This is a genomic window from Hyphomicrobium sp. (assembly GCF_035687085.1).
Lineage (GTDB): Bacteria > Pseudomonadota > Alphaproteobacteria > Rhizobiales > Hyphomicrobiaceae > Hyphomicrobium_B.
The window spans coordinates 148,185-165,214 of sequence record NZ_DASRYS010000012.1; the positions used below are offsets into that span (position 1 = coordinate 148,185).

Here is a 17,030-nt window from a genome sequence, read left to right on the forward strand (position 1 = left end):
CCTTGATGCGAGTGATCACGACCACGTCAGAATTGTCGGCCCTTTGCGAGGTGCTGGCAAAAAGCGAATATGTTGCAGTTGATACCGAATTTCTGCGCGAGCAGACGTTCTGGCCGTTGCTGTGCCTTATTCAGCTCGCGGGCCCGGAAGCCGAGGCTATCGTAGACCCGCTGAGCCCAAATCTCGATCTGGCGCCATTCTACCAGCTGATGGCCGACACCTCGGTCGTCAAGGTGTTCCATGCGGCACGGCAGGACATAGAGATCATTTTCCTGAAGTCGGAAATCGTGCCGACACCGGTATTCGATACGCAGGTCGCGGCGATGGTTTGCGGCTATGGCGACAGCATCAGCTATGTGAACCTCGTCAAGAAGACGACTTCGGTCGATCTCGACAAAAGCTCGCGCTTTACCGATTGGAGCCGCCGCCCGCTCTCGGCGAAGCAGCTCGACTATGCGCTGGCCGACGTTACGCATTTGAGAGACGTTTATCAGCGCCTGAAGCAAACGCTGGAGAAGACCGGCCGCACGCCGTGGCTGCAAGAAGAGATGGAGGTTCTGACCAGCCCCTCCACCTACGATGCCAAGCCCGAGAATGCCTGGCAGCGGCTTAAGCTGCGCGTGAAGGGGCGGAAGTCGCTGGCCGTCCTCATCGAGCTTGCGGCGTGGCGTGAGCGCCTGGCGCAGACGCTCGACGTGCCGCGCGGACGTGTGCTTCGCGACGACGCGCTCTACGACATCGCCAATCAGCTTCCGGCGAGCGCCGATTCGCTCGGGCAACTGCGGACGCTTTCGGACGGCTTTGCCCGTTCGCAGCGGGCGCGCGAGATCGTCGATGTGGTCAAAGCGGGCCTCGCGCGAGACCCGAAGACGTTGCCGAAGATCGAGCGCAGCGAAGCGCTTTCAGCTGAGGCCAGCGCCACACTCGAATTGCTGAAGGTGCTGTTGAAGGCTGCCGCCGCGGAGCACGGCGTGGCGCCCCGCATCATCGCCGACAGCGACGATCTCGAGCAGCTTGCAACGTCGGACGAGGCCGACATTCTGGCGCTTCAGGGCTGGCGGCGGACGCTCTTTGGCGAGTCCGCGCTGAAGCTGAAGCGCGGGGAACTCGCGTTGACACTCGTCAACGGCGAAGTGCGCGCGGTACCTGCTGCAAGGTAGTTTTTTCTGCATTCCGTCATCCTCGCGCGAAGCAAGCGTCAGCGAGTAAGCGCGGGGATCCAGCGTAAAGCTGCCGAAGGCTCAGCTTTGCGTCTTCGACGATTCTAACGCTGGATTCCCGGCCTTCGACGCGCCCGTGGCGCTCTCGGCCGAGAATGACGAACGCCTACTTCCGGCCGGGGTCGTAGGCGTGCTTCTGACGCCATTCGGAAAAGAAGTAGGACAGGCTGTCGTCGATGTCTTGGGGCAGCACAATCTTAACCGTGACCAGTTGATCGCCGTGCAGGCCGCTCCTGCCGCGGACGCCCTTGCCTTTGAGGCGAAACGTCTTTCCTGAGCTCGTGCCCTTGGGCACGTTCAGCTGCACCCGGCCCGTGGGCGTGGGGACTTCGACCCGGCCGCCGAGAACCGCTTCATCAATCGTGATCGGCAGTTCGAGAAGGATGTCGTCGCCCTCGCGCTTGAAGTCGGGGTGCGGCCGCACCTTGATTTCGATCAGGGCGTCTCCCGGCTCCGAGCCGGGGGCTCCCATCGTGCCTTTGCCTTTCAGCCGCAGCGTCTGGCCGTCCATCACGCCTTCGGGGACGGCAAGGTCCAGAACGCCGCCGTCGGGAAGCGTCACGCGCTTCTTGGCGCCGAGAACGGCTTCGAGAAAATCGACTTCGAGCGAGTAGCGCAGATCCTGACCGCGCGGCGCGTAGCTGGGACTTGTGCGGCGTCCGCCGCCTGAGCCGAAGACATCGGAAAAAATATCGGTGAAGCTGAAGTCATCGAACCCGGTGGCCCCGGGCCGGCCTTCGAAACCGCGGGCCGAATAGCCCCCGCGGGCGCCTGCCGCTCTACTCCACTGCGGCCGGCGCAGGTCGCCCTTGGCGTCGATTTCGCCCGCGTCGTACTGGCGGCGTTTTTCGGGATCGCTCAAGATATCGTTGGCGGCCGTTATCTTCTTGAAGCGTTCAGCCGCGGCGACGTTGTTGGGATTGACGTCGGGGTGATTGGCTTTGGCCGCCTTACGAAACGCCGCGCGGATTTCCGCCTCGGTGGCTCCCCGCGAGACGCCGAGAATTTCGTAAAGGTCTTCCGCCATGGAGGCTGTCTTCATCCCGGTAAATTGTTGTAGCAGACTATCAGAAAACGGCGCGCCGCAAGCGAGGCGTACTGCCTCTCAACGGATAATTCGGATTTCCGGCCTTTTGCCGACCAACGACGCAAGCGTCTCGAACCGGCGGCGTAGCCTTTCTCCGTCCAACGGCGCGTAGGCTGCCGGTATCGTCAATATAAGGTCGCCGCCTTCATGAGAGAGGGGCGTTTGATCGATGACACCGGCCGTCCCGATCGAAAGCATATGGGCAGCCCGGATCGCCGCGCCAACGATTCGCGCCCGCCGTTGCACACGTTTACTGACCAAGCTGCGCAACCTGTCGGACAGGTGGTCGCCGTTATTCTCAGACGCTTCATGGCGGTGGTAGACGGACAAGGCGAGGAAGATGCGGCCCTGATGGTCCACCCCGCCCAGGCCGGCATGGGCGATCGTATTGACGCTTTGCTCGCCGCGATAGTCCGGATGGGCCCGCCAGTTGACGTCGGACAGCAGGCAGGCGGCATGGCGCAGTCGGCGCTCTTCGGCCGTTTCTTCCAGCGCCGGATCGGCGAAGAGCTGATCGGTCCAGTCGCAGAGTTCATAGGCGTGGGCGAGCGACCTGGAGCGCAGACCGGCGTAATCCTCACAGAAGCTGATGAGCGGATCGCGCGCTCGCTCGTGGGGCGGCAAAAGGCCGTAGATCAGCCCTTCGCGAATTCCAAAAACGGAAAATACGACCTGCCGCGGCTCCATCAGGCGCAGCAGCCGCTCAAGAACCAGCGCGCCGAAGGGAAGCACCTCGCGGCGCGCCCGGGCGACGCCAGTAATGCCAGGGATGTCCGTCGGCTTCTTGGCTTTGCGAAACTGCTCGCAGAGGTCGAGCGCTTCACGCGCCGTCAGCCGGTAGCCCTGCATCACGCGGAGCGGATAATCGACCCGGTCCATCTGCAGCTTAGCTAGGGCGCGCCAGGTGCCGCCAACCGCGTAAAACGTGCGGCCCGCGCCGTTCTTCAGCCACGGCAAGCTCAAGAGTGCGTTGTCGATGACGTCGATCGCGCGGTCGACTTTGTTGCCGGTGGTATCGATCAGCCGCAAGCCGCCGAGCGGAAGCGTGGCCGCTTCCTTCAGCTTGGACTGTTCGAGGTCGATGAGCTCGAGACTGCCGCCGCCGAGGTCGCCCGCTATGCCGTCGGCATCGACGAAGCCCATCATGATGCCCTGCGCGGCGAGACGGGCTTCCTTTTCGCCGGAAAGAATCTCGATCTTCGCCCCGATCGCGCGCTCGCCCTGCTCGATGAAGTCGGGCCCGTTCTGGGCCTCGCGAACTGCGGCGGTGGCGATGACCGTCAGATTTTTGACGCGAAGGATTTGCGCAATGACCCGGAAGCGCGCGAGTGCTGCTAGGGCACGGTCGACGGCATCGATGCTGAGACTACCGGTAGAGGCGACGGAGCGGCCCAAGCCGCAGAGGATCTTCTCATTGAAGACCGGGGTCGGTGCGCGGACCGCCCCTTCGTAGACTACTAGACGCACGGAGTTGGAGCCGATATCGACGACCCCGATTGGCTCCATGTCCGCGGCACGCTCGTTTGCGCCCGAGAGTTCTCGCCACCGTGTCAAAATTGGACTCGCGCTCAACCGGGCTGGCGGAAGCGTTGGGGGAAATTCTCCTTGAGAGATTGCCCGCGTCCCGAAAGCGAAGGATTGGTCATGAAGTACTTCTGGGCGTTAAAGGCTTCCTCCCCCGGACCCGGTTGGATGCGGGTGGAGCTGCCATCGGCGTTGATCCGCCAGCTCTGTTGATTGTCTTTCAAATTCGCAACCATGATCTGAGCCAGCACCTGTTCGTGCACCGTGGGATTCTTGACGGGCGCCAAGGCCTCAACGCGCCGGTCTAGATTGCGCGGCATCATGTCGGCGGAGCTGATGTAGACGGCGGCGTTGGGGGAAGGCAAGGCCTCGCCGTTGGCGAAACAGTAAATGCGGGCATGCTCGAGGAAGCGGCCAACAATGCTTTTCACCCGGATGTTGCTCGACAATCCTGGAACTCCCGGACGCAGGCAACAGATCCCGCGCACGATGAGATCGATCGGGACGCCGGCATTGCTCGCTTCATAAAGCGCCGAGATGATCTGAGCATCGACGAGCGCGTTCATCTTCCACCAGATGCCGGAGGGCTTTCCGGCCTTGGCGTTCCGGATCTCTTCGGCGATGTGCGTCATGATCCGGTTTCGGATGCCGTGCGGGCTTGCCGCCATGCATTCGAGTTCCACCGGCTCGCCGTAGCCGGTCACGAAATTCAGGATGCGGGTGATATCGCGCGCCATCACCGGATCCGTCGTGAAGAGGGACAGGTCCGTGTAAACGCGCGCGGTCTGAGGATGATAGTTGCCGGTGCCGATATGGCAGTAGGTTGTCAGCTCGGTGCCTTCGCGGCGAACGATGAGCCCGAGCTTGGCGTGCGTCTTCAGCTCGGTAAATCCGTAGACGACGTGGACGCCCGCGCTTTCGAGATCGCGCGCCCAGCGGATGTTTGCGGCTTCGTCAAAACGGGCTTTGAGCTCGACGACGGCCGTGACGGATTTGCCGGCTTCGACTGCTTCTTTCAGAGCCTGGATGATGGGGCTATCGCGTGAGGTTCGATAGAGCGTCCATTTGATTGCCATCACGTTGGGATCGGCCACCGCCTGACGCAAGTACTGCACGACGACGTCGAAACTCTCGTAGGGATGGTGGACGACGATGTCCTTGTTGCGCACGGCCGCGAAGCAGTCGCCGCTGAATTCGCGGATGCGTTCGGGAAAGCGTATCGGGAACGGCTTGAACTGCAGCTCGGGCATGTCGGACACGATGAGCTGCGACGTATCGGCGAGCGCCAGGATACCGTCTTTGACGAAAACGCTTTCCTCGCGCACCTCCAGTTCGTCCATGACGAACTTGCGCAACGGTTCGGGCATGCGCGATTCGATCTCGAGGCGGATGACGTTGCCCCGACGCCGCCGCTTCAGCTGGCTTTCATAGGAACGGACGAGATCTTCGGCCTCTTCCTGGAGTTCGATATCGCTATCGCGCAGGACACGAAACGCGCCTTTGCTCTTGATTTCGAAGCCGGTGAAGAGCTCGGGCAGGAACATGCCGATGACGTATTCAAGCTGAATGAAGCGCACTTCCTTCGGCTTCGCCGGATCGGTTTCAAGACGGATGAAGCGTTCGAGCTGGCCCGGAATGGGGATGAGTCCGTTCATCGTCTTGCCGTCCATCGGGCGAACCATTTCGACGACCATCGTCGTCGCCTTGTTCGGGATGAACGGGAATGGATGGGCCGGGTCGGCGGCGATCGGCGTCAGGATCGGGAAGATGTGCGTCAGGAACAGACGCTCGAGCCACTGACGCTCCGCCTTCGTGACATCGTCGGGCTGCAGCACGAAAAACCCGACTTCAGCCAGCTCGCTCGTGATCTTGCGCCATGTCGCCTGCTTCTCCGCGACGAGGCCGCCGGCAAACTTGTTGATCGCGGCAAGCTGCTGCATCGGCGTCATGCCGTCGGGAGAGAGCGTCGTGATGCCAGCGCGGATCTGGCCGTAAACGCCGGCGGCGCGGACCATATAGAATTCATCGAGGTTGGCCGCCGCTATCGACAGAAAGCGCAGCCGCTCTAGTAGCGGATGATTAACGTTGCCCGCTTCTTCCAGAACGCGACGGTTGAACTGAAGCCACGACAGCTCGCGGTTATAGAAGCGTTCCGGCCCTTCCGGGACGCTCTCTACGGCTGTTTTGCCACTTCTTTTTTGCGCGGTTGCCATGGCAGGAAAGTTGCTCCGGATTAGACCGTGTAGATCCAGACATTACGTTACACCCGAATGACGGCCGGGTGCCTTAATGCTCAATATAGGACGATTAGTAGCCCAGCGCGTCCAGCGTTATCGCGGCAATGGAGCGCGTGACGCGGCGTTGCAGCACCAGGGCGCGGCGGTCGGCCTCCGCCACGAAGCGTTCCGCGGCGAGCATCGAGCGTTCCATCCGGACAAGAACGTAGTCCAACAATTGCGGTTCGACGCTCAGCTGACGGTCGGCGAAGAGCTTGACCAGAACGGCCCGAAGCAGCGCGTCGTCCGGCGGCTCGATGGTTGCCAGCGGCAGCGCCTTCAGGCGCGAGCGCAGGTCGGGAAGCGTGATCGCCAACTCGCCCGGGACGGTGTCAGTCGTCAGAAGGATTTGCAGGCGCTGCTCGCGGACGAGGTTCAGCAGGTGAAATAGCGCGGCTTCGTCCGTGATGTTCTGGACGTTTTCGATCAATAGGGCGCCAGCGGATGCCATGGACGGCACGGCCTCTCGCGAGAGTGCGCTGGCCTCGAATGGGGCAGCCCCTGCCCGCTTCAGCCACACATTGGCGAGATGGGTTTTGCCGCTGCCGCGGGGACCCGCAAGCACTGCGGCTCCGATCGGCCAGTCCGGCCAGCGATCGACGAGCGCGACGGCGGCGGCATTCGATTCCGAGACAAGGAAGTCCTCAAGGCCCATTGCTGCCCGGTGCGGCAGTTCGAATACGAGCTGCTCAGGTGTTGTCGTCATGGGGCTGTTCAAGGCTTGTCCTTCATAGTCATCTCCACCTCACCTTGATAGAGCGATGACTCCAGATAGGAACGGAGTGCGAAGCGTACGAGCACGCCGATTGCGGCGGAAACCGGCACGGCGACAAGAAGGCCCAAAAATCCGAACAGATAGCTGAAGGTCAGCAGCGCAAAGATCACCCAGACCGGATGCAGCCCGACCTCGGAGCCGATGATGTACGGGCTGAGAATGGCTGACTCGAGCGCCTCTCCGGCAAGCAGTATGCCGACGATAATCAAAATATGGGTGATGTCGGGCCAAAACTGAATGAATGCGATGATCATGGTCGTGAGCGCCCCCAGCGCCCATCCGAAGATCGGAATGAACGCCGCAAGGCCAGTCAACGAACCGACGAGCAAGCCGTAGTCCAATCCCGCGAGTGTCAACGAGATCGCGTAGAACAGGGCCAGGAGGATGCAGACCAAGCCTTGTCCCCGGATGAACGCGGAGATGCGGCTGTCAATGTCGATGAAGAGGCCGCGGATCTGATCGGCGCCGTCGCGGGGCAGCCAGGAATCGATCTTGGCGACCATCTTCGGCCAGTCGACAACGACGTAGAAAAAGACGACGGGCGTTATGAGAATAACGGTGAAGAAGTTGACGGCGGCCGTGCTCTGTTTCCAAAGCTCCTGAGCGAATGTCCCCAGTAGAGAGGGCACCGAGTCCGCGAATGAACTGACTGCCGATCGCACCGCCGCTTCGGCTTGCGGGTAGCGCGTGCCCAAGTTTTCGCGCGCGAGTTCTTCGATCCATACCCGCAAGCGTGCGATTTCTCGCGGGGCGGCTTCGAACAGTCCGGCGGCCTGCTGCACGAGTATCGGAACGACGAAGAGCAGCGCCAGGGTGATGATCAGTGTCATCACCGTAAGGAGGATGATCGCGGAAACCCAACGCGGAATGCCGGCGCGCGACATCCAATCGACGACGGGCGCCAGGAAGTAGGCGAGCGTCAGGCCGATGACGAACGGGACGAGAGCCGGTGCGATCGCTTGCACGATGAAGGCGAACAGCAGCGCAGTCGCCGTCCAGAACAGCGCGTGCCGCTCGAAATACATTCTCTCGGTCCTCAATCAATCGCTAGCAGTAAAGATGGGCCCAACGCTCAGCTTTTCGAGCCTGTCGCTTCATCGAACGTCATATGTTTCAGCCAGACGCGCAAATAGGCAACAAGGGAGATTATGGTCGTCGCAGCCGCTAACAGCGTCAATAGCTGAACCGGCCCTTTCAGCTTCAGCGCGAAGCCCTCATCCGCCAAGACGGTGGCCGCGAGCACGATCTGCGCCACGGTGTTCATCTTGCTCACCGCGAGCGGTTTCATTGGCGTCGGATGATCCAGCAGCCAGGACAGAACCACCGCGATGATGATCAGCACGTCGCGGGACACCACCAGGATGACGAGCCAGGACGGTAAGCGGGCTGTTACGCCGAGCGCAATGAAGATGCAGACGATGAGCAGCTTGTCGGCAAGGGGATCGAGATAGGCGCCAAGCTCGGTTTCCCAATTGAAGCGCTTCGCCAGAAATCCGTCCACCGCGTCGGAGATTCCGGCCACAACGAAGGCCAGGAACGCCGCTTGAAGCTCGCCCGTCAGCAGCAGCCAGAAGACCACTGGTACGAGAATGACCCGGCCGAGCGTAATTAGATTTGGAATGCTCACGCCGAAATGATCCCCGTCTTTTTTTGGCTTGGGCGAAGTTGCAACCGATAACGCGGCGCGACCCTACCCTTTCGATGTTTATTTCGTCGAGAACATCCTCCCTTGCATTGCGGAAATGCAGCGGCAACGAAAGCCTGGAGAGCGGTCAGCCCAAGCAGGTCTCATCGCGTCCTGAAAGAATGTTCTATATATGAATCAATAACTTGGGCGGAGAATCCATGTCCCGCCGGTTGCCGTCAAGCTCAGGCCGCGGGAGCCGAGCGCGTTAGCTAAGGCACGCGCACCGCCCGGGTATTGAAGCGAGACATCGGCACGGCCTTCGGTGACAGCCTCGATGTTGAGGGCGTCGACTCCCGGCGTGTCGAGAAGTTGTCCACGCATGTCGTTCCATTGGCCGGCACTCGAGAACTCGACAACCATGCTGACGTCCTCGCCGTTGCCGCTGGTCGATGCGGCCCAGACCGGCATATCGGCGTTGGCGGCGGCGGCGGGAGGGGCGGCTGTCTTGATGGCCTTCCAGCGGCCTTCCAGCACGCCCAGCGCCACGACCGCTGCCAGCTGCGACGCGTAGTCGAGATCGCCGTCTGAGATGCGGTAGGTCCGCTTCAAGAGCAGCGGGCCGACGGCATCGCGCCCCGCGAGGGTCACTGTCAGTCTGTTGGCCGCAAGGTCCGGCTCGGCGACGGCCATGACGACGAGGCCCGTGCCGTAATCGCTCGTCAGCGCCTGCAGGCCCTTGTCGTCACCGGCAAGCATTGCTGCAACCGTGTCGGGCCGGACGGAGGGCTTCAGTTCTTTGACGTTGACCGGCGTGATCGTGTGCTTCAGGTCGAGGCCGGTCCAAGCGCGCCGCCAAAGCGCGCTATCGTTTCCTGGGCTGCCCTGCTGGACGACCGGCAAGACCGTGACGGTTGGCGCTTGCTGGTCGACGAAAGGAATCCCTTGGCGCGAAAGCGCGGAGCGGATGCCGTCCGGCTGAAACGAGAAGTCGAGGCTTGCGATATATTCGGTGGCGGAGTTGCGCTCGGAACGCACGGAGACGCCCGATACGAGATCTCCGGCTTTGAGATCCGCTACGTTCGCCAGGCGCTTGTAGGCTGTGACCGGCACCAGCCGCTTCAAAAGCGACCGCAGGGCCGCCTGCTGGCCGTCGGCCAACGCCTGCTCCTTGGCCGCCACCGCGTTGGCCGCTGTGGCTTCGACCGGGTAGTTTGCGACGGTGTAGGCGGCATCGGCGCTTGCCGAAATCGCGGGAGCTGCAGTGAGACCCACCGCCGTGCAGACGGCCAATGCGATGGCGAGGCAGCGACCAACCGACACCTTAATCCCCCGTTTCCCGTTTTAGGCGATGCATATGGCAGGCGAGCTCAGTTTCCTCGGAACCCGCCAACGATGCCTTCGTTTGCTCTCCGGACCAGTCGCTGCTACGACCCCCATCAGGGGTTGGCAATGGGGCAAAAGTGAGTTTTACCGATGCCTTCCCAGCGCGCCGCCCGAGGACGCAGCTTTCATTCCCAAAACTCTCCCCATGATGAGGACTAATGCCCGCGGCTGACGACAATCCGAAACAATCCATCACCTATGCCGATGCGGGCGTGGACATCGATGCAGGCAATGCGCTGGTGGCGGCGATCAAGCCCTTGGCGCGCGCAACGAGCCGTCCCGGTGCCGACGTCGATCTCGGCGGGTTTGGCGGCCTCTTCGATCTGAAGCGGACCGGTTTCCGCGATCCCATTCTCGTCGCGGCCAACGACGGTGTCGGCACGAAGCTCAAGATCGCCATCGATACGGGGCGCCATTCGACGATCGGCATCGATCTCGTCGCGATGTGCGTCAACGATCTCGTTGTGCAAGGCGCGGAGCCGCTGTTCTTCCTCGACTACTTCGCCGTCGGCAAACTCGACGTGGCGGCAGCACGCGAAGTCATCGCGGGTATCGCCGATGGCTGCCGGGATGCCGGCTGCGCGCTGATCGGCGGCGAGACGGCCGAGATGCCCGGTCTCTACAAGAGCGGCGACTACGATCTTGCCGGGTTTTCGGTCGGCGCCGTCGAGCGTGACGAAATTCTGCCGCGCGCCGATCTCGCGGTCGGCGATATTCTGATCGGTCTGAAATCATCCGGCGTGCATTCGAACGGCTATAGCCTCGTGCGAAAGCTCGTCGAGCATGCGGGATTGAGTTGGGACGCACCCGCGCCGTTTGCACCGGAGCAGTCGATCGCAGATGCGCTGCTCACGCCAACGCGCATCTACGTCAAGCCGCTTCTCGCCGCCATTCGCGGAACGGGCGGATCGGGAATGAACGGCGCGATCAAGGCGCTGTCGCACATTACTGGCGGCGGTCTTTCGGAGAACGTTCCGCGCGTGATGCCGAAGGACATGGCCGCACGCATCGATCTTTCTGCCATCGACGTGCCGCCGGTTTTCGGATGGCTCGCTCGGACCGGCAACATCGACGAGGCCGAGATGCTTCGCACATTCAACTGCGGCATCGGCATGATCGCTGTCGTGTCGAAGGGGCGCGTCGACGAGGTGATTTCGAAGCTCAAGGCCGCGGGCGAAGAGCCCGTCATTATGGGCGACGTCATTCCGCCGACCGGCGAGAAGTCTGACGCGAAAGGCAAGGGCGAAGCCTGGGCCGTGAAGTACGAAGGCAAGCTGCTCTTTTAGTTCTCGCTTCTTTAGTGTTGCCTCCGGCACGCGTGCTGCGCGCCGGCCGGAGGCGAATAGTTTACTGTTTGTCGCCTCCGACTCGCGTTCCGCGAGCCGGCGGGAGGCGACATTCAGAGGGGCTCAGGGCAACGCGAACACGTTGAGCGACCCGCCTAGGCTCGCGTAGTCCGAGAGCTTAGCGAAGCCGCCGACAGCACCTGATCCGTCGTCAGGGTTGTCGAGTCCAGCAGCGAGGCCAATGCCAGCCCATCCTCCGACGCCTGAGAAGACCGCCACGTATTGCTTGCCCTCGTGCATGTAGGTCATCGGGTTGCCGATGATGCCCGAGGCGGTTTTGAACTTGAAAAGCTCACGACCATCGCTTTGGTCGACGGCCTTCAGATAGCCTTCGAGCGTGCCGTAGAAAGCAATTCCTCCCGCGGTCGTCAGCACGCCCGACCAGACGGCAAAGCGCTCCGGCTTCGACCAAACGATCTTGCCTTTCACCGCGTCCCACGCGGTAAGACCGCCGGTTGCGTCTTTCGAACCCGGTGCCGGAAACATCGTGAGCGTCGCTCCGACGAAGGGCTGGCCCACGGCGTATGAAACTTTGAACGGCTCGTAGTCCATGCACATGCGCGTCGCCGGCACATAGAACAGCCCGGTCAGTTTCGAAAATGATGCGGGCTGCTGGTTCTTGGATCCAAGCGAAGATGGGCAGATGCCCTTCGTCGTCTCGTCGGTTCCCTTCTCGAAAGGCGCGTACTTTTTAGCGACGACGGGCCGGCCGTAATCCGGATCACCTTTGTCCATGACAATCGAGGTGGCCCAGTTGGCATCGGGATCGAATTTTTCCGCTACGAGCAGCTCGCCGGTGACGCGGTCCCATGTGTAAGCAAAGCCGTTGCGATCGAAGTGCGTGACGGTCTTGCGTTTGAAGCCATTGATTTCAAGTTCAGCGAGGATGGGCTCGTTCACGCCGTCGTAATCCCACTGGTCGAACGGCGTCATCTGGTACGCCCACCGCGCAACGCCGGTGTCGGCATCACGGGCAAGCATCGTCATCGCCCATTTCTGGTCGATCGGCTTTCCGTCAGGCCCTGCGCGTTGAACCGGGTTCCATGTCGAGGGATTGCCGGTGCCGTAGTAGATGAGGTTCAACTCCGGATCGTAAGCCATGTAGCCCCACGCGGGCCCGCCGCCGATCTTCCACTGGTCGCCGTTCCAGGTCTTCAGCGAACTGTCTTTACCGGCAGGCTTGCCGAGAACGAGTGTCCTTTCCGGGTCGAAAAGAATGTCCTCGTCCGGGCCCATCGCGTAGGCGCGCCAAACCTTGTTGCCGGAGTTCAGGTCGTAGGCGGTGATGTAGCCGCGCACGCCGAACTCGCCGCCCGAGATACCGACGATGACCTTGTCCTTGACGACAAACGGCGCACCGGTGCCCGTGGGGCCCTTCTTCGGATCGTCGTCAGCGACTTTCCAAAGCTCCATACCGGTTTTGGCATCGAGCGCGATCAGCGATGTATCGGCAGTATGAACGAGGATCTTGCCTTCCGCGTACTGCAGGCCGCGATTGACAGTGTCGCAACACATGACGGCAATGACTGCCGGATCCTGTTTGGGCTGATATTTCCAGAGGATCTTCTGGTCATTGGCGAGATCGACTGCCATCACCACGTTGGGAAAGGGCGTCACGAGATACATGGTGTCGCCGATGACGAGCGGGCTGCCTTCGTGCCCGCGTAGCACGCCCGTCGAGAACGTCCACGCGAGTTTCAGTTCGCCGACATTGTCTTTGTTGATCTGATCGAGCTTCGAATAGCGCTGGCCCGTGTAATCGCCGGATTGGACGGCCCAGTTCGCAGGATCGTTCGCGTGCGCGATGACATCCTGGTTGGCTCGCGCTGCCGTCGCGAAACTCACGAGCGCTGCGACGCTGGAGAGGAGAAGCCAATGTCTCATGTCATAACCTCCGAGTGAGCCCTGTCGCGGATCTCATCGAAGCCGGACGTTCAGCACATTTTGAGCGCATCAGAGCTGCGAAACAGCGGACATTGGAAGGCGGCAAGCTGAAGCGTCCTTGTTGCCGTCTCTTGCAGCGAAGCGGAGCAAAAGAGTGCCACGGAAATGAAAAATTTGCGGGCTAGTTTGCCGGCGGAATCAACGTGCCACCGGAGGCCGCATGTCCCAAAATGCAGCCGACCTCACGGTCGGGGAATTCATCGAGATCAAATACCGCGTGCCCCAGCGCGCCTTTGAGGATGGTGCAGAGCCGTCGCTTTCCGACCGGTGGTTCGTCGCAGAAATTATCTATCAGGATTACGACACGCCGCCGATGGCGCGGCTCGCCGACGGGCAGTTCACCGACATTCGTCCGTTTATGACGTGGCGGCGGATTGGGGCAGGCGCGGGTCATTCCATGTGAACGGCGGCTGAGCGGGCATTTTCACATGGCTGCTATCGGGCCGGCTGTCACACAACCGTAAGAGTGAGGAGGCAGAAGCGGATGCATTGGGTGCAGATTCCTGCTGCCTAACTTCGAGGAAGCGTCATGCGGATCCTCATCGCGACGGATGCCTGGAGGCCGCAGGTTAACGGTGTGGTTCGCACCTATGAGAACCTGAAGCGCGAACTCGAAGCCGCCGGCCACGACGTCACGATCCTATCGCCTCTCGACTATGCGACTTTCGCCTGCCCAGGATATCCCGAAATCCGGCTGGCCCTGGCGCGGCGTTCGGTGATCGCTCAGCACCTCAAAGATCACGTCTACGACCACGTGCATATCGCCACGGAGGGGCCGATCGGCTGGGCAACGCGCGCGGCCTGCCTGCGGCAGCACCTTCTCTTCACGACGTCGTTTCACACGCGTTTTGCCGAATATATCGAAAGCTACACAGGTTTGCCCGCGTGGATCAGCTACGCCTTTCAGCGACGCTTTCACCGGCCGAGCATCGGCACGTTTGCGGCGACGCCCTCCTTAAAGGCTGATCTTGCGCGGCGAGGCTTTCGCCGGTTGATGCTCTGGTCACGCGGCGTCGACACGGATCTGTTCAAGCCGCCCGCGCCGCGAGACAGTCCGCGTGACGGCGCGGACAGGGAGCCGGTCTTTCTCTACGTCGGGCGTGTCTCGCGGGAGAAGAACGTTGAAGCGTTTCTCCGGCTCAATCTTCCCGGGCGGAAGGTCATTGTCGGCGACGGACCACTGCTGCCCGCCCTACGTCTTCAATATCCGGATGCTATTTTCAAAGGCGCCAAGACCGGCGCTGATCTGGCGCGCGAATATGCGAGCGCCGACGTTTTCGTTTTTGCCAGTCGCACGGACACGTTCGGGCTTGTCTTGCTCGAGGCCATGGCTTCAGGCCTCGCAGTCGCGGCATATCCGGTGATGGGGCCCATCGATGTCGTGATGCCAGGCGTGACGGGCTATCTCGACGAAGATTTGGAAGCGGCGGCGCTTGCCTGCCTGCAGCTCGACCGCGAGCAAATCCGCGTCCAGGCGATGCGGTATGATTGGAAGCGCGTCGCGACCATTTTCCTCGCCAACATTCACCAAGCGCGGCGCGCGGCCGGGCTCGGCAAACGGCGTGCGAGAGCTAAAGCCGCCAGGCCGCAGATCAAGGCGACCGCGCGTCCAATCAGCTAGCAGCCGCCTCCAACGGCATGGCCGCGACTTCGAGAGGCGCCTTGCTGGCGAGTTCTCCTTCAATGACGCTCCGGACAACCTCGAGCGCTCGGGCGATGCCGTTTTCGCGCTGCATGGCGCTGCCGATTTCGGCGGCGCGCGCGGCATAGCCTTGATTGGTCACCAGGTCGCGGATGCGCTTCGTCAGCGTGTCTTCCGTCCAATGCTGGATTTCGAGGTAGTCGGGTCCGGCGCCGACCTGGAAAATCGTGTGGCCCCAGTATTTTTGATCGAGCATGAACGAGCAGACGAAGCTCGGGCGGCCGGCGCGCAGGGCCGCGTGCGTCGTGCCCACGCCACCGTGATGGATGACTGCGGCCATCTCGGGCAAGAGTTGATCGTGAGGCGCGTACTCATCAAGGAGATGGAAATTCTCCGATAGCGAAAGGCGATGGAATTCGCCCCGGCCGTTGCCGATGACGGCGCGCTGACCGGCGGCTTCGCAGGCGCGCAGGATCATCTCAGAGCGCTCAAGGCCCAAGGCCGGCATGCTGCCGAAACCGATATAGATGGGCCGTGGACCGGCTTTCAGGAACTCGGTCAATCGCGGGGACGGCCGCCAGCCGGACGCCGTTTCGCGCGACCAGTAGCCTGTGAAATGGATCTCGTCGCCCTCGGTATTGGGGCGCAGCTGCAGCGTGGGGCTCACCGGATAGATCACCGGCACACGGCGGCCGTCGACCTTGTGGGGGTGCTTGAGCCGATAGGTTCGCTTAAGGCCAAGCGACCGGCGAAGGTCGTTGATGACCGAAACGTAGGCCAGTCGCTGGAGGCTCAGAAGCGAATAGCCATACCGGTTCCAGGCCGCAATTTGGGTTCCGGGGATGCAGGAGAGCAGCGCTTCGGCGGACGGAGATACCGATCCGAGGCCAGCCATGATTGCAGGTATGCGTCGCGCCTCGGCGATTTCGGCCGCAACCGAGATCGCCGGGTGAAAGATGATCGCATCGGCATCGGCGGACGCGGCAACCGCATCGCGATAGATGCCTTCGAACATGGCGCGCATGTCCTGGCCGGGCCAAAGCCATCTCGTCAACATCACGACGGTATGGACGCCGGCCAACTCGGCCATTTCGCCTTCTTTCAAGAACCTTCCGAAGTCGCCGCCGCAGCGGCGCGCTTCGAGCCCATGGCTTTCGACGAATGGCAGGAAGTCTTCCGGAGCGGCGAGGCTGACCTCGTATCCTTGTTCCTTCAGTGCCAGCCCCAACGCGACCATGGGCCCGACATCGCCCAACGTTCCAACAGTGAGGAGAGAGATCCTGCGGGCCATTACCATCCAAAGTGCAATTTCGAGCCGCGTGCCATGGGGAGCGGATCTGCTAACCAATTCTAAAGATCGTCCTTGATCGACATCAGCATGAGGGAGGCGGCCCCTTCTCGCAATCGTTCAGCGTAAGATTGCCTAACGAGCCGCGACATTCGTGGCGGCCCGGCATCAACAGCCGGCCTCGCCTGCGAAAGCGGGCTCTGCTAGACCCGCCGCATGAGCACAAAGAAACGCACCGCCATTTTGATCTCGGGCCGCGGCTCGAACATGAAATCCCTCGTCGAGGCTTCGCGCGGGGCCGACTATCCGGCTGAAATCGTGCTGGTCGCCTCCAACCGGCCGGACGCGGCTGGCATCGGCTGGGCCGAAAAGCAGGGACTGCGAACCGCCGTCATCGACCACAAGCTCTTCCCGTCGCGGGAGGCTTTCGAAACCAACCTGCAAAGCGCGCTTGAAGAGCATGGCGTTGAACTCATCGCGCTCGCGGGGTTCATGCGGCTCATGACGCCGGGCTTCGTTGAGCGCTGGCGTGACCGCATGATCAACATCCACCCATCCCTACTGCCGAGCTTCAAGGGGCTCGATACGCATGCGCGTGCGATTGAAGCTGGCGTAAAAATTACGGGCTGCACTGTCCATTTCGTTCGGGCGGAGATGGATGAAGGCCCGATCATCGCGCAAGCGGCGGTTCGCGTGCTTCCCGGCGATGATCCGGAGACGCTTGCGGCGCGCGTTCTGCAGACTGAACACCGGGTTTACCCGGCCGCGTTAAGACTTGTCGCCGCAGGCCAAGCGCAATCGAAAGATCAAAAAGTAACTATAAATCAGCATTCCGGAGAAACGGACACGCTGTTTTCCCCTGCAATATAGGCCACACTCAGAGTTTGATAGTTACCTAGCACTGGCCGCCGCATGGAC

14 protein-coding genes are annotated in these 17,030 nt (G+C 61.7%); 5 read left to right on the forward strand and 9 right to left on the reverse strand.

Annotated features, from left to right (window positions below; all coding sequences use genetic code 11):
* The first annotated feature begins 5 nt into the window (after window positions 1–5).
* Window positions 6–1,160: a ribonuclease D gene (gene rnd, locus VFG26_RS09995; protein ID WP_325024817.1), complete on the forward strand. Its 1,155-nt coding sequence runs from the start codon at window positions 6–8 to the stop codon at window positions 1,158–1,160.
* Window positions 1,161–1,326: 166 nt separating this feature from the next.
* Here the strand turns inward: rnd and VFG26_RS10000 are convergent, their stop codons facing one another.
* From VFG26_RS10000 to VFG26_RS10030, 7 genes are all read right to left on the reverse strand, one after another.
* On the reverse strand, window positions 1,327–2,247 hold the full coding sequence (locus VFG26_RS10000) for a DnaJ C-terminal domain-containing protein (protein WP_325024819.1): 921 nt from the start codon (window positions 2,245–2,247) through the stop codon (window positions 1,327–1,329).
* A gap of 78 nt (window positions 2,248–2,325) precedes the next feature.
* Window positions 2,326–3,813: a Ppx/GppA phosphatase family protein gene (locus VFG26_RS10005; protein ID WP_325024821.1), complete on the reverse strand. Its 1,488-nt coding sequence runs from the start codon at window positions 3,811–3,813 to the stop codon at window positions 2,326–2,328.
* Window positions 3,814–3,875: 62 nt separating this feature from the next.
* Entirely contained in the window at window positions 3,876–6,044 is a 2,169-nt protein-coding gene (locus VFG26_RS10010; RefSeq protein WP_325024823.1) for an RNA degradosome polyphosphate kinase, read from the reverse strand.
* Between the two features lie 94 nt (window positions 6,045–6,138).
* Window positions 6,139–6,813, reverse strand: coding sequence for a DnaA ATPase domain-containing protein (locus VFG26_RS10015; RefSeq protein WP_325024825.1), 675 nt, complete (start codon window positions 6,811–6,813; stop codon window positions 6,139–6,141).
* An 8-nt stretch (window positions 6,814–6,821) separates the two neighbouring features.
* Window positions 6,822–7,907: an AI-2E family transporter gene (locus tag VFG26_RS10020; protein WP_325024827.1), complete on the reverse strand. Its 1,086-nt coding sequence runs from the start codon at window positions 7,905–7,907 to the stop codon at window positions 6,822–6,824.
* 47 nt (window positions 7,908–7,954) lie between these two features.
* Window positions 7,955–8,509 carry a CDP-alcohol phosphatidyltransferase family protein gene (locus VFG26_RS10025; protein ID WP_325024829.1) on the reverse strand — a complete coding sequence of 185 codons (555 nt, stop codon included), beginning with the start codon at window positions 8,507–8,509 and terminating at the stop codon, window positions 7,955–7,957.
* A gap of 195 nt (window positions 8,510–8,704) precedes the next feature.
* Entirely contained in the window at window positions 8,705–9,829 is a 1,125-nt protein-coding gene (locus VFG26_RS10030; RefSeq protein WP_325024831.1) for a DUF2066 domain-containing protein, read from the reverse strand.
* Window positions 9,830–10,050: 221 nt separating this feature from the next.
* Between VFG26_RS10030 and purM the strand changes: the two genes are divergently transcribed.
* Window positions 10,051–11,178 (forward strand): phosphoribosylformylglycinamidine cyclo-ligase, encoded by a 1,128-nt coding sequence (gene purM / locus VFG26_RS10035; RefSeq protein ID WP_325024833.1) that lies wholly within the window; start codon window positions 10,051–10,053, stop codon window positions 11,176–11,178.
* Window positions 11,179–11,301: 123 nt separating this feature from the next.
* On the opposite strand, the gene VFG26_RS10040 is transcribed toward purM, so the two are convergent.
* The gene (locus tag VFG26_RS10040; protein ID WP_325024834.1) at window positions 11,302–13,122 is read right to left on the reverse strand and encodes a methanol/ethanol family PQQ-dependent dehydrogenase; all 1,821 of its coding nucleotides are present in this window, start codon (window positions 13,120–13,122) and stop codon (window positions 11,302–11,304) included.
* A gap of 220 nt (window positions 13,123–13,342) precedes the next feature.
* Between VFG26_RS10040 and VFG26_RS10045 the strand changes: the two genes are divergently transcribed.
* The gene (locus tag VFG26_RS10045; RefSeq protein ID WP_325024836.1) at window positions 13,343–13,585 is read left to right on the forward strand and encodes a hypothetical protein; all 243 of its coding nucleotides are present in this window, start codon (window positions 13,343–13,345) and stop codon (window positions 13,583–13,585) included.
* A gap of 126 nt (window positions 13,586–13,711) precedes the next feature.
* Window positions 13,712–14,803, forward strand: coding sequence for a glycosyltransferase family 1 protein (locus tag VFG26_RS10050; RefSeq protein ID WP_325024838.1), 1,092 nt, complete (start codon window positions 13,712–13,714; stop codon window positions 14,801–14,803).
* Here the strand turns inward: VFG26_RS10050 and VFG26_RS10055 are convergent.
* Entirely contained in the window at window positions 14,796–16,121 is a 1,326-nt protein-coding gene (locus VFG26_RS10055) for a glycosyltransferase (RefSeq protein ID WP_325024840.1), read from the reverse strand. The two genes, VFG26_RS10050 and VFG26_RS10055, sit on opposite strands and share 8 nt — an antisense overlap.
* 207 nt (window positions 16,122–16,328) lie before the next feature.
* Here VFG26_RS10055 and purN point away from each other — a divergent pair, with 207 nt between their 5' ends.
* A complete protein-coding gene (gene purN, locus VFG26_RS10060; protein ID WP_325024842.1) occupies window positions 16,329–16,982 on the forward strand; it encodes a phosphoribosylglycinamide formyltransferase in 654 nt (217 codons plus the stop codon).
* Window positions 16,983–17,030: the final 48 nt, after the last annotated feature.